This is a genomic window from Cytobacillus kochii (genome assembly GCF_020171845.1).
GTDB classification, from domain to species: domain Bacteria; phylum Bacillota; class Bacilli; order Bacillales; family Cytobacillaceae; genus Cytobacillus; species Cytobacillus kochii.
In genome coordinates this window covers 61432-75710 of sequence record NZ_JAIVAM010000009.1, presented here as the reverse complement: position 1 = coordinate 75710, position 14279 = coordinate 61432, and the positions used below count along the sequence as shown (strand labels likewise).

12 protein-coding genes are annotated in these 14279 nt (G+C 36.8%); 6 read left to right on the top strand and 6 right to left on the bottom strand.

Annotated features, from left to right (window positions below; translation table 11 throughout):
• Positions 1 to 283: 283 nt before the first annotated feature.
• The 4 genes from LCM23_RS15110 to LCM23_RS15095 form a co-directional block, all read right to left on the bottom strand.
• The gene (locus LCM23_RS15110) at positions 284 to 634 is read right to left on the bottom strand and encodes a YisL family protein (protein ID WP_224937709.1); all 351 of its coding nucleotides are present in this window, start codon (positions 632 to 634) and stop codon (positions 284 to 286) included.
• Positions 635 to 748: 114 nt separating this feature from the next.
• Positions 749 to 1645 (bottom strand): fumarylacetoacetate hydrolase family protein, encoded by an 897-nt coding sequence (locus LCM23_RS15105; RefSeq protein WP_224937708.1) that lies wholly within the window; start codon positions 1643 to 1645, stop codon positions 749 to 751.
• Positions 1646 to 1723: 78 nt separating this feature from the next.
• Complete coding sequence (locus tag LCM23_RS15100; RefSeq protein WP_224937707.1) at positions 1724 to 2896, bottom strand: DUF418 domain-containing protein; 1173 nt, start codon at positions 2894 to 2896, stop codon at positions 1724 to 1726.
• Positions 2897 to 3284: 388 nt separating this feature from the next.
• Positions 3285 to 4877, bottom strand: coding sequence for a long-chain-fatty-acid--CoA ligase (locus LCM23_RS15095; RefSeq protein ID WP_224937706.1), 1593 nt, complete (start codon positions 4875 to 4877; stop codon positions 3285 to 3287).
• A 200-nt stretch (positions 4878 to 5077) separates the two neighbouring features.
• Between LCM23_RS15095 and LCM23_RS15090 the strand changes: the two genes are divergently transcribed.
• From LCM23_RS15090 to LCM23_RS15065, 6 genes are read left to right on the top strand one after another with little or no spacing between them, the layout of a single operon-like run.
• Entirely contained in the window at positions 5078 to 5299 is a 222-nt protein-coding gene (locus LCM23_RS15090; RefSeq protein ID WP_095369849.1) for a spore germination protein, read from the top strand.
• A gap of 17 nt (positions 5300 to 5316) precedes the next feature.
• Positions 5317 to 5550: a spore germination protein GerPB gene (locus LCM23_RS15085; protein WP_224937705.1), complete on the top strand. Its 234-nt coding sequence runs from the start codon at positions 5317 to 5319 to the stop codon at positions 5548 to 5550.
• Positions 5551 to 5577: 27 nt separating this feature from the next.
• Complete coding sequence (gerPC, locus tag LCM23_RS15080; RefSeq protein WP_224937704.1) at positions 5578 to 6183, top strand: spore germination protein GerPC; 606 nt, start codon at positions 5578 to 5580, stop codon at positions 6181 to 6183.
• Positions 6180 to 6356: a spore gernimation protein GerPD gene (locus LCM23_RS15075; RefSeq protein ID WP_191814817.1), complete on the top strand. Its 177-nt coding sequence runs from the start codon at positions 6180 to 6182 to the stop codon at positions 6354 to 6356. The genes gerPC and LCM23_RS15075 overlap by 4 nt, the downstream gene beginning before the upstream one ends.
• A 4-nt stretch (positions 6357 to 6360) precedes the next feature.
• Complete coding sequence (locus LCM23_RS15070) at positions 6361 to 6735, top strand: spore germination protein GerPE (protein WP_224937703.1); 375 nt, start codon at positions 6361 to 6363, stop codon at positions 6733 to 6735.
• A 12-nt stretch (positions 6736 to 6747) separates the two neighbouring features.
• Positions 6748 to 6966 carry a spore germination protein gene (locus LCM23_RS15065; RefSeq protein WP_095369854.1) on the top strand — a complete coding sequence of 73 codons (219 nt, stop codon included), beginning with the start codon at positions 6748 to 6750 and terminating at the stop codon, positions 6964 to 6966.
• A gap of 33 nt (positions 6967 to 6999) precedes the next feature.
• Here the strand turns inward: LCM23_RS15065 and addA are convergent, their stop codons facing one another.
• Together addA and addB are read right to left on the bottom strand one after the other, a co-directional pair.
• Positions 7000 to 10740 (bottom strand): helicase-exonuclease AddAB subunit AddA, encoded by a 3741-nt coding sequence (addA, locus tag LCM23_RS15060; RefSeq protein ID WP_224937702.1) that lies wholly within the window; start codon positions 10738 to 10740, stop codon positions 7000 to 7002.
• Entirely contained in the window at positions 10733 to 14227 is a 3495-nt protein-coding gene (addB, locus tag LCM23_RS15055; protein ID WP_224937701.1) for a helicase-exonuclease AddAB subunit AddB, read from the bottom strand. Before addB ends, addA begins: the two co-directional genes overlap by 8 nt.
• Positions 14228 to 14279: the final 52 nt, after the last annotated feature.

Here is a 14279-nt window from a genome sequence, read left to right as displayed (position 1 = left end):
ACAAATCTTTTATCGGTTCATTCTCATTTAATTCAATAACCGCCCACATCTTTTACTTCATAATCAATCATATGGAGGTTCTTATCCTTACAAGGTTAAACATACCCTCAAACAATAAAGCCTGTGTCAGATAGCGCAGCTTCGCCTTATATAGTAGTAAATACCCAAAAAAAGAAAATAAATATAGTACTATCAGATTAAAAATACCATAAAATTCGAGATAAAGACATCAAAAAAAGAAAAAAGCTGCTAGTTTTAGCAGCTTTCAATAGAGTCTTTTCACCTACATAAATGGTTTGAATCCTAATGGCAAACTTAAGCCTAAATAAAGGACAAGTAAAAAAGCGACAATTAATTGTACCCATAAGATGGTTGTTTTTTTGCCCTTTTTATTACGAATTAGGATCATTTCCCACATAGAGATAATCCATAAGCCAACAAGCGCTTTCAATACATACATAATATCAATATTACTAATTGAGAAAAGCATACCTACACCTGTGGCAATGATTAATAAGTAAAATAATCTTAGAATCATATGTACCACTTTATCTTTGCCATTTTTCTGCAATGATAAGGCAACAAAGAATAGAATAAAGGCAACGATCCATGTTGTTAAATGTGCATGTGTCACATTAGAACCCCCTTAAATTTCTTATTCTCTTATCCTTAGAGAATAATTCGTTTACATCATACCATAATCAAATAGATAAAGCCTAAGGATTACTATCAATCTTTACAATAATGATTAATTAATACTCATTATTGTATTAGATAACTGTCCTACACCTTCAACTGTGATTTCAATATGATCACCTGGTTTTAGAAAACGTGGTGGTTTAAAGCCATTACCAACGCCAGCAGGTGTACCTGTGGCAATAATATCTCCTGGTTCTAGCGTCATCCCTTTTGAAAGGATGTGAATAACCTTCTCGATAGGAAAGATAAATTTTGAAGTATGAGAATCTTGTCTTACTTCTCCATTGACCTTAGTCGTAATACGCAAATCATTAGGATTTGTTAACTCTTCTTTCCCAACAATCCACGGACCTATCGGACATGATTGATCCAGGCTTTTCCCTAAAAAGTATTGCTTATGTTTAGATTGTATATCTCTTGCTGTTATATCATTAATAATCGTATAACCAAACACATAATCTAACGCTTCCGCTTCTTCTATCTCTTTGCCTTTTTTACCGATAATAACCCCTACTTCTCCTTCATAATCTAACATTTCTGTTAGTTGTTGATAATGAGGGATTTCTTCGTCTGGAGCAGCTACTGTTGTAGGTGACTTCGTAAAGACAATCATTTCTTTAGGAATATCTGCTGCACTTCCCATTTCAATTGCATGTTCTGCATAGTTTTTCCCTACACAGAAAACATTCTTTTTCGGCCTTGGAATTGGTGCTTTTAATTGAATGTCTTTTAAGGCTATCAACTGGGCAGATTCACTTTCATCGCTTATTAATTCCTGTATGAATGTGTCGCTCCATTTTTCATGTCCGATGGCATCCACTAAATCTTCTGGCAAAGGTACCCCTTTGTTTTGTGCAGCCTCCTGCAAAGGTAAGACCATTTTTTCATCTTTCACAAGTACGCCGTAAGCTTGTTTATTATTGTATTCATATGTAATGTACTTCACTCTCTACACCCCTTTTTAAATAAGTATAGCGTAAATTAACTGAAATGTTAGCAAATGATTGTGAATAATAGATGACTCTTACTTTTGGATTCTTTTAAATGTAGACGGCTTTTGCCAATAAGTGAACCATCTCCAACACCATTCGAATGGGCCATATACAAAATATTTCATCCATATCATGCTGAGTACAATTTGACATACGTATAATATAATGGCGATCATGGTTCCTGTCAGCAATGATACATTGCCATACAATCCAAATCCATAACTGTAAAATAAACATGTAGCTACAATGGATTGCATTAAATAATTCGTCATAGACAAGCGCCCGATTGTTTGTAAAGGTTTTGTGATTATACCTATCTTGCTATTAACGAGCACAAGGATGAGTAGGCTATACCCAACCGCTACCAATGGGCCCCCAAAGATATCTTGTATATATTGCATTGCTAAATTAGTACTAATGAAATATGGTAATAGTTTAATAAGGTACCCAGTAGTAAGAAATACAATCATGAGAACGAACGCTGTCATCCGTCTTTGTTCAAGTTTTTCAACCACTTGAAGCTTTCGTAGCCCTGCTCCAATTAAAAACAATGGTAAAATACTAATCATTAAAATGGGCATTGTGGCCAAATTATTATTCATTAACCAGTCATCTATATTCTGGCGGACGATTTCTAGCCATGTGCCTGATTGATATACCTGAACAATGTCAGCAACAGATGTCGTCATCATTACCGAAAGATCTGGTTCTATGAATAACGTAAGAAATAATACCCCTACTAAGAGTAGATTAGGAATAATATAAATGAGTAGACCAAGTAAAATTAACAGTTTCCCTGACAGTTCTATGAATAAAATAAGAGCAAATCCTGCGATAGCATAGGTAACTAAAATATCTCCATGCCAAATGAATAATGCGTGACATAAACCGATGATTAATAAAAATAGAAATCTTCTTGCGAGTAATAATGGACTATGAACGCCTTTTAACTCTGCCCTTTCTTTTAGAATCATGACACCATAGCCAAATAATAAAGAAAATAACGGATAAAAACTCGCTTGAAAAAATACATCAATAATAGGGAAAACCGTACTATCCCCTGCTTTATCCCAATAATTAAACGGATCTATATGCGTATATGGTGAATGGAAAGATAAAAAATTGACTATTAAAATACCAAATAAAGCGAATCCCCTCATCGCATCGATGGAATGAATCCTTCTGTTTTCGTTAAGCGATTGCATAACTTCCTCCTAAGAAATTAATTTACAATTGAACTAAGTCGTTGCTTTTACCTCCTTCTCTTTTTCCCAGGCTATTCCAACTGCCGGACTGTAATTTGTTAACTGATCACTTATTTCTATTAGAATCTGATTAGAGAATAAAAGTAGAGCCACCTGAAAACAGTTAACCTATTTCTTCCTTTAATTCCAATATTCATCAACACACTACCTTAATATAGCATATTTTCTACTATCAATTTAATCATTTTCTCTTACTATTTTTTTGCAGTTTCTTAACGTACATTACCGAACATGAAAAAAAGCATATCTTTGTCTTAAAAGATATGCCCATACTTCTCATTATTAAAATACATCCAAAAAACATGCGCTCTCGCTTAAAACAAATTGTTCAATTAACATATCTACCGTTTTTCCCGCTTGTAGCCCAATAATCGTTACGCAAATGAATTTTTTGGATTTTTCCTGAAGCTGTTTTTGGTAGTTCGTTTGTAAATGTTACGCTAGTTATCGCTTTAAAATGAGCCATATTTTCACGAGTAAAAGCAATAATATCTTTTTCGTTCACCCCGTCCATCCCTTCCTTTAAAACAATAAAGGCATGTGGGGTTTCGCCCCATTTCTCATGTGGTACGGCAATAACAGCTGCTTCCAAAATTGCAGGATGTTCGTATAATACACCTTCAATTTCAATGGAAGAAATATTCTCACCACCGGAAATAATAATATCTTTCTTACGATCCACAATGTCTATGTTGCCATATTGATCTACTGTCCCCATATCCCCCGTATGTAGCCAGCCATCACGAATCGTTTCTGCTGTTGCTTTTTCATTTTTCCAGTAACCTTTCATTACCCCGTGACTACGTACAACCACTTCGCCAATATCTTTGCTATTATTTGCAACTTCTGCACCATATTCATCAACAACTTTCACTTGAGAACCAATCATTTGATAACCAGCTTTTGCCTTCATTCTATATGTCTCTTTTTCAATTATTTGGATATGAGATCTGATTTGTGATATCGTGCTTAGTGGTGAAGATTCGGTCATCCCATATACTTGGATAAAGTCCCAGCCCATCTCAGCTTCCACTTTAGAAACAAACGCAGGCGGCGGCGCAGAACCTGCAATCACTACGCGAATAGGATGTGAGAACTTCGTTTGATGCTGATCATAGTATTGCATTAAGCTATTCAATACAGTCGGTGCCATATGTACGATAGACACTTTATACTTCTCCATTGCTTGAAAGATGACTTCTGGTGTCGTTTTACGCAGACATAGTTGTTTTGCCCCATTCGCTGTATAATAAAATGGTGAACCCCAGCCGTTAACATGAAACATTGGCAGTACATGAATAAGTGTATCTTGATCACTCACTCGCAAATGATGCATCGTACTTAATGCATGTAAGTAGTTGTTACGATGAGTAAGCATCACACCTTTTGGGTCTCCTGTTGTGCCACTCGTATATAACAAAGAACATACATCCTCTTCGTCTATTTCTTCTCTACAAAAACTTTCTTCAGGAAAAGATGCTAACCAATTGTCATAACCAATTTCAGTTGTATCACTATCCATATCATGAACAATAATCGTTTCTACTGTTACTAACTGATCTTTAATTGGTTGTATCAATCTATACAGTTCTTGATCAACGAAAAGTACTTTTGATTCACTATGATTTAATATGAAAACGTAATCATTTGGTTGTAGCCGGATATTAAGAGGAACCATAATTGCATTTAATTGATATACTCCATAAAACCCTTCAAGCATTTCCACAGTATTTGGCGCTAAATAAGCGACGCGGTCTCCCTTTTGTACACCAATGCTTTGCAGACCATGTGATAATTGATTCACCCTTTTATTCAATTGATTATATGTAAGTGTGAGCGTATCACCATATATTGCTTCTTTATCTCCATATAACCTTACCGCACGATCTAGAAATTCAGTTAATATTAATGGTACCTTCACGGTAAATCACTCCTCGCTAAAATAATTAAAATTTTCTGATTATAATTATTTTAGCATTTCAACAGTCTGACATCTATATTTTTCACCCTTAATCATAAAGTTTCTTCACACTATTACACTAGGCACATAGGATAATGATAAATAGATAATTAGGGCATTCGCCCGTTTTCAAAACTTCAGTGTACGCAAAGGGTGTTGATATGCCAGCAATTGTTGGAGCTGTTCAAGTGATTTCTATAGGAAGTAGTTCCGTTTTTAACATTGGTGATATTTATAAGGTAATGCCCCTCTCTAATGCCAAAACGTTTTCTGGTGCCGGTTCTTTTAATACAGGGGATGGATTAGATGTTGTTAACTACAATAGCACAACCAACACATATGATAACGATAGCGTTGACCAAGGTAACTACTTTAATGCATAACTTTAAGGTGATGAGCGATGAATAATTATTATATTCAACAATCTATTTCTATTCAGCTAATTAAAATCGGCGGGGTCTCAAACTCTTCCGTATTTCAAATCGGCAGTGCAGGTATTATTAAACCAGCCTCCCACTTGTATAATACGGGAGGGTTTACCGAACCTGCACCTGAATATGAAGAAACGCCAATTGCCCCAGGAACAACAGTGGGGACACCACTCGTTCCCTTAACTGCTCCATCGAAACCATAATATGATTTGAGAGGCGGCGATTTTAGGATGAGTCAAGATCTTTACACGTATTTACAACAATTACAAGCTTATGTACAAATGCAAGAACAGCGGATTCAAAAGCTTGAATCTTCAATGAAAAAAATGAAGGAAGAAATGGCACAAAATGATCGCCAGCCTATTCATATCGACCGGATCGAATATAAATTTGACCAGTTAAAAGTAGAGACATTGGAAGGGACATTAAACATTGGCTTAAATCCATCAGATTTGCAAGATATTGATGATTTCTCTGTCGATCAAAAAGAATTACAAACACCTTATTCTCCCAAAAAATTGTTTAAAAGAAATATGGAAATAGAAACAGCATTATTAACTTTTATAGAAGGGGAGCTCCCACAAATTGTTGAAGAAGCAGAAGCAAACTTAAAAATGCCAAATGATAGCTCCTATGTAGAATTTATTAAAGAGGATATTAAAAAGCAACTTTCTAGTCGTGTAGACTACTATTTGAAACAGCAGTCTAATCGTAATCTAGACAGCCAGGAAGAGAAAACAAAGGTGATTGAAACATTAAAAACGGAAATACGAAATGGTGTCTATGCCTTCCTTAGTCATTTACCGGAGAATATGAAGGAGATGAAAAAAGAATGAATTTCCAAGTATATAACCGCGAGCTCTGTGTGGGAGATGTGCGCATAATTGGTGTGTCGAGTTCATCCATATTTATTGTCGGAGATGCGGAAACGATACAGCTTGCCTCTACCTTTGATACACCACCTGAATCACTAATTATCGGTCCCTTTGTACCACTAACACCGGAGTAATTACATGTTTAAAAGAACATCAGTTGTAGACCAGATTAAGGTGGACACATTTGGCTTCTCCTCCATTTTCGAAATCGGTGATACTTCTTATATCCAAGGTTATTCCCGGGCATTGGCACTGCAGCGAGACGCTGAAATCTTTTATGGTAAAGAAGGTAATTACAACGTTTATGACATCTATAGAGAAGAATTAGTTATTCCGAAAATAACTGAAAATATCCAAACTCACTATATTCAACATAAACCCATTATTAAAGTTAAGAATATAGATATTTTAGGCGTTTCATCAAGCGCAGTCCTTCATATTGGCAATACGAAAGATATTAGTATGGAATCTCGTGTGAAACATTTTAGACAATTTGTGAAAAACGAAGAATAAAGGGTGTTTATTATGCCGGCAATTATCGGCCCTGTCCAGATAATCAATGTTTCAGGTGGTATTGTTCAATTCGGCGATTCACTTTATATATCACCAAAAAGTAACTCTAAATCTACTACTGGCTCTGGAACTTTGAACACTGGTGGATTTATAATGACAAACAATGGGCTCAGTGCAAGTAATGTATTAGATGCAAACTTATTGGATCAACCAACTGTAGGCAACTTATAAGAATACACTAAAAAGAGGGCAACTGCCCTCTTTTTATATTTGCAAAAAATAACCGCCATCAAAGAAATAAAGGTACTTTTGTGCGACTTTCCTTTTTGTAATCTGTTCGACCGCTTTCGTATATAAATCAATTTGAACTCGGTATCTATCAATTAAAATCGGCGCTGCCTCATCCATTCCGCCTCTAAAACGATCGGTAATGCGATCTGATTTGTAATCCACGATAACAAGGCCCTTATGATCCTCAAACAAACAGTCAATAATTCCTTGTACTAATACCGTATCTTCTGCTGCTTGATCCCAATGGGAGTAAACTTCACTAGCTGGCAAAGCAAGGTTAAACGGTACTTCTCTTTGCAAAGTCGTTGCTTTTCTCATACGCTCAGCTAGCTCACTTTCAAGGAAGTCAACAATCAAAGCTGGGTCAACGACCGTAGCTTGCTCAGCTGTTAACAGTTCTTTTTTTACTAAATGTTCTACTTTTTCCATTATATGCTTTTCATCTGCTGGATCATGTAAGTCTAAGTGTTGCATCACTGTATGCAAGGCCGTTCCTCTTTCAGCAGGTGTAATGGACTTTTCTTGCATGAATAACGGTCGATTTAAAATTGGCTTTTTAAACCCTTTAACTAATTCTTGTCCACTTTCTTCTTGAGAAAAGATTTCTTTTTGCCTTTTTATTTCAGAAACTGACTGTTTCGATCTTGATTTCATTGCTGATTGATAAGGATATGACCATTCTAGACGATGCTTAATCGTTTCATAATAACGAGATTCTTTATCGACTCTTTCTCCCTGCTGTACTTTTTCTAAGAGAAGGTCAGATTCAACTTGATTTTCATCAATCATCGCCTTTGCTTCTTCTTTTGCAACAATTTGAACTTCCCAACTAGATGGATGCTTATGAATTGCTGCTACTACCGGGTTCAAACTAGTATCTAAAGTTGCGCTATCTTGATGTCGGATGATAGCAGGTGCAATCCAGTCTAAATAGCTTGTACTTTGAGCACGAGTAAAATCATCAAGTAGCCAGTCTGACTTCCTCGACACCCTTTGCCAATCCTTCAACTTCTTAGCCATATTTTTCGGTGAAGCAATCAAGAAAAGCTTTTCCTTCGCTCTTGTCAAAGCAACATAGAGCACTCGCATTTCTTCAGCAAGCATCTCCATTTTTTTCTTACGTTTGAAGGCAAGCTGCGGTAACGAAGCAAGAGAAATCCGTTTATTTGCATTCACATATTTATATGCTAACCCCAGATCCTTATCTAGCAAGAAAGACTTCTTCAAATCCATCGTATTAAAGTTTCGTGCTAGCCCTGGCATAAAGACAAAAGGAAACTCTAACCCTTTACTTTTATGAATAGTCATGATACGTACTACATCTTCCTGTTCTCCTAAGGCACGGGCAGCCCCTAAATCGTCTCCTCTTTCTCTCATTCTTTCAATAAAGCGCAAAAATCTAAACAATCCTCTAAATGATGTAGCTTCATATTGTCTTGCCCGATCATATAAGGCCCGCAAATTAGCTTGGCGTTGTTTTCCACCAGGCATACCACCTGCAAAATCATAAAATCGTGTTTCTCTATATAATTGCCAAATCAAATCAGATAAAGCACCTTGTCTGGCTTTTTGTCGCCAATTTTCTAACTGCAATAAAAACGGCTTTAGCTTATCATAAATGGCAACCTTATCCCCTGTTTGAACTTCAGAACAAAATTGTTGAACCGCTTCATAATAAGCACCAGTTTGATGAGGAACTCTTATGGTCGCCAATTGATTCTCTGTTAGACCAACAATTGGTGAACGTAATACAGCGGCTAATGGAATATCTTGATATGGATTATCTATCACTTTTAAGAGTGACATCATAATGGAAACTTCCGTTGCATCAAAATAGCCTTGTGAAAGATCAGCATAAACAGGAATCCCTTGCTGTCTTAATTCCTCTATCATTTGTGGTGCCCACGTCATTGAACGCAATAAAATCACAACATCCCGATACTTCATCGGTTGCTCTTGCTTAAGCTTTGCATTATACACTTGTTTATGGCTAGCCATTAATTCTTTTATTTTCTTTGCTATGAGTCTTGCTTCTAACTGTGATTGCGCGAGTTCTTCTTCCTCAAACGAATCAGGTTGTTCCGTATGATCTTCATCTTCAAGATCAATCATCGTTAACTCAATCGGATGCGTCACTTCTTCAGGATAAGCAGCTCCAGGAACAAGTTCAGCTGCTTCATCATAAACAATCTCCCCTACATTTTCTCCCATAATTTGCTTAAAGATAAAATTGGTACCATGTAGGACTTCTTTTCTACTGCGGAAATTCCGCGCCAGATCAATGCGCAAACCTGTTGATTCACCGTCAGTCGTGAACCGATTATATTTGTTTAAAAATAAGTTCGGTTCTGCTAAACGGAAACGATAAATCGATTGTTTTACATCTCCAACCATAAAGAGGTTTCCGTTTAACTCATTATCATTTGTGACTAGTTGAAGAATCGCCTCTTGTACCATATTCGTATCTTGATACTCATCGACTAGCACTTCTTTAAATTGGTTTTTATAGGCAAGGGCAGCGTCTGTAGGAATGAATTGATTAGATTGATCAACAACCCCAAGAATATCCAAACAATAATGTTCTAAATCAGCGAAGTCTACTAATCCTTTTTCTGTTTTAACTGCTGCAAACCTCTCTGCAAATGCTTTTACTAATTGTGCTAATCCTGCAATATGTGGCTTCATTTCTAACATATCACTTAGAAAAGATTCTGCTTTCCTGCTAAAAAGCTCTTCTTTCAGTTTCTTCAAGACATCTTTCGCTTGATCTCGCACTTTTTTCGACTCTTCTATTAGTTCTGGCTCAAACTCTTCCCCTTTACAAGCCTTTAATGTTTTAAATTTATAAGACTGCATTGCCTCATACAATGTCTCCCAAGATTGCTCAGCCGCCTGAATTAAGATATCGACTAGTTGGATATCTGCTACAAAGTTGTCCGCTCTTGGCGCTGGTCCCCCAGGTTGCTTTGTTAAATCAAGGCCGTGGACTAATAAACTTCTCACACCTTGTAATTGCAGGTGAACATCCGAGAGGAGATAACCAACAAATGGAATATCGTCCATATTTGCAGTAGGAGTCACATTGTACATCTCAATCATCTTGTCCAAATAATCATCCATTGACGGATTTGCTCGAGCAAAATCATAGATTTGTCTAATCATATCTTGAAGCGCCACATCACTACGATCGTTTGTGAACGTATCCACTAAGTGATAAAATACTTCGTTATCTTCTTTACCATAAGCTTCTTCAAATAAATCATCTAAAACTTCATCTCGTAATAATTGAGCCTCTGTTTCATCTGCAATTCTAAATCCTGGGTCTATATTGATTAAATAATAATATTTCTTTATTACCTCTAAGCAGAAAGAATGCAACGTTGAGATGGATGCTTTATTGAGCAAAGTTAATTGTTTACGTAAATGATAGGAATGTGGGTCCGCTTGAATTGCCTTCTCTAGCGCTTCTCCTATTCTATGACGCATTTCTGCTGCTGAAGCATTAGTAAATGTGACAACAAGAAGCTCATCGACATTCATGGGATTGTCAGTGTTTAATATTTTGGTAATGATTCTTTCAACTAGTACAGCGGTTTTCCCCGATCCTGCTGCTGCCGCTACGAGAATATCTTGATTTGTCGCATGGATCGCTTTCCACTGATCATCTGTCCAAGTAAGATTCTCAGGCTTTGGTGGAATGATAGATTTAGGCATCCTTTTCTGCCTCCTCTCTTATCCGAGTTAGCACTTCATCTCTCGGTTTTTCATCTAATATTCTAAATGTATTCGTTTCTAATGACTCATCAAATTGACAGATGGATTTAAAAGAGCAAAATGTACATGGCGTCCGTTCTTTCAATTTATATGGTGATATCTCCACTTGACCACCTGTCATTTGGTTACCCGTTTTAATATATTTACTTCTCACGAATTGTCGCAAGTAATTAAATTCCGCTTTATCAGCAACCTTGGATCGCTTTGATAGTGTCCCATCTTTATTAAAGCCAGCAGAAATAATCGGCGAATCGCCTGTTGTTAATGACTTGTCCATCAAACGTACAACATTTTCTTCTCCTAATAATAATCCCTTCATTTTGAACTTTTTCAAGATCTCTTTTTCTATCTCGTCTAAACCAAGCATTTTGCTTGAGTTAATCATTGGATTATGAACATGAAAATACAGAACACCCGCTGGATCAGCTTTCATACCGATGAGTTCCTCTGAATGGGCAATGACAATATCCAAATAGGTTAACATTTGTAACGATAATCCGTAATAGACCTCGTTAATATTCACATCTTTCTCACTTGACTTATAATCAATAATGCGTAAATACGATCCTGTCTTCTCACCTTTCGCTTGATCAACACGATCAATGCGTCCCACTAGTTCCATCATACTGCCATTTTTCAATGGAAAAGATAGAGATGGCCAATCACCAGAAGGTCCAAAGCTCATCTCTAAACCGACGGGTGTGAATCCACTGGCTTTTGCATGTTCTCCCATAATAAAGGATGCACGGCTAATGATTTGCTCCAGTTTTCGCTTAATATAGAAGTATCGATTAGAGCTTAAGAGAATTTCATGCTGTAATTTAGGTGCAAGTAGTTCAACTGCTTCTTTTGCAAGTAATTCGCATTGTTCCCTTGTCATATCTGACCATTGCAAGTCCTTATGCATAACCGTTTCGGTTATATATTTTAGGGCGGCGTGAAATAATTCACCAATATCAGGTGCCTCTAATCGAAAGACTTGCCGTTCTCTCAAACGCAAACCATATTGGGCATAATGTGAGAACGGACAGCTATGAAAGAGTTCCATTCTTGATACACTTGCACGAATCGTTTCACCATACAATGCTTTACTAATCTCTTCATCTAGTGGTTCTGTCCTATTCTCATAATGTAAACTTGCTAAAACCTTGTTTGTGATATCTTGCCAGCCTGATTTCTGTAAATAAATATTATACGTATCCCACCACATGTCATAAATGGCATAATTGCGTTTCTGTAATTGTAATTGTGATGTTAAAAACGTTAATGCTGTATTAATATGACTGATATAGTCTATTTGTCCTTTTTCATTTAGTTCTGCTGGATCTGACATCAAATACTCTTCTTTTATTTGTACAAATTGATCTTTTATTCTCTTTATAAATGGAGAGGGAATGAGTGCCTTTCCTTCTTCGTTTGCCATTGGATAGCTAACAAATAAATACTCTGACGGTGTGACAAATGCCTTATACGCCAAAAACTCTTCATCTAACAATCTCGTTTTCGTTGAAGGAGCTACTTTCATTCCTAGTGACAATAACTGCTCGCGATCATCATCTGCTAATACACCTTCTTCTGGAAACTTTGCTGGTAGAACCCCTTCATTTAAGCCAATAATAAAGGCAGCTTTCATATCAGCCACTCGTGATCTTTCCATATCAGCAGCAATTACCTGGTCCATTGCAGGTGGCACAATACTAAATTGTAGGGCTTCAATACCTGCATCTAATATGGTCGCAAAGCGCTCTGTCGTCATCTGCTCACTACCAAGCATTTCTACATATTCATCCAATAGCTCAACCACTGCATTCCATGCTTGGTTATGCTCTCTAGATCTAACAAGCTCTCCTCTTTCTTCCGTCTCTATTTGAAGTTTTTCTATTTTGGCTGGGATATCTGTTTCTTCTAAATATAAATAAAGGGCTTCTGCGTATTCCCTGCCCGTTTCCGCTTTCTTCATTCGCCTTGAAAGTCTCAATAGTGGTGCAGCTACGATATCTCTTAATTGATTTACTTCTTCTTCTATGTCTCTTTCTGCATCTGTTTGCCCTGTATTTGTCATCTCAAGGCCACGAATTCTCCGATATGTCCAGCGCTCTTTCTTTGTCCATTTACTACCTTGTATGCCATAAGATAAAACATAATTTTCTAACCGGTCCATCTTCTCACGTAATAATGGAGACGAATAGTTAAGTGGAAAAAGCATTTCAGTTTTTATCGTACGGAAAACAGGTTCATATCGCCAATTACTCATTAACACCTCTAAACTGGAACGAATAAACTCGACAACAGGATGATGTAACATGGACTTCTTTCTATCAATAAATAAAGGAATCTCATAATCATTAAACACGGTTGTAATTAAATCATGATATTCATGACCGTTTCTCATAAGTACGGTTATATCTTTATACCTTAACCCTTCATCACGAACAAGGGCACGAACCTTCCGGGCAATCCCCTCAATTTCTGCTCTGCGATTCATTGCATGGGCAATCATGACCCGTGCCTCCCCACTAAATGGGATAGTCGGACGCACTTCAAAATTGGCTTCAAAATGTCTCAATGATTCATGCTTGTTTGTCGAAACTTGAGAAAGTAACTCATATTCGACTTGTTGATTTTGTTGCTTAGCTATCTCTAGAATTGTTTGATACGTCTCACCTGTTTGCCTAAATAAATGGAGGGCATCTGGTGGTTCGTTATCAAACGGCTGATCTAGCGTTAGGGCAATTGTCATATTTGGACAATGACGGATAAGTGCTTCAATAACGCGGTATTCCTGTGGTGTAAAGCTATGGAAACCGTCGATATAAACTGTTGCCTTTTGCAAATAAACCGATTCATTTGCTTTTTCAGCAAGTAATTGCAAATAGTCTTCCGAGTCTAAGTATTTATCCAATATACCGGCTTCAAACTTCGAATAAATCAATTCTAAATCATGCAGTTTCTCTGCTAATACTTTTTTCTCATGATCATTCTGTTGTAATTGCGCTATTCGCATTTCTAATTCAGTAGGGTTCACACAATAGCGTTTAAACTCTGTTAACATGCTTTCCATCTGCTGGATAAACCCATTTTTATCAGCTGCATTTTGAAAAATTTTCAGCTCATCCTTCTGTTCCTCAATAATCTTGCGAATGAGCATGTTTGTACCAATACTACTTAAATGATAACGGCTTATTCCACCGGTCTCTTGCAGAACTCGCCATGCTAATCTCGTGATAGAAAAAACTTGTGTTCTAATCATTCCTCCTAAACCTTTAGAACTAGCTAATTTATATTCAGATTGAAACGTCATCTGTTCTGGAACAATATAAATAATTGGTGAGCCTTCAGGATTTTCTTTCATAAGTTGCTTTATCTCACCGACCATCTTCTCGGTTTTTCCTGTCTGAGACCGACCAATTAACATCTTTACTGTCATGTATTTTCACCTTCACTTTCAATGTGAATCGACCTATAGAATCTTTGTTCCT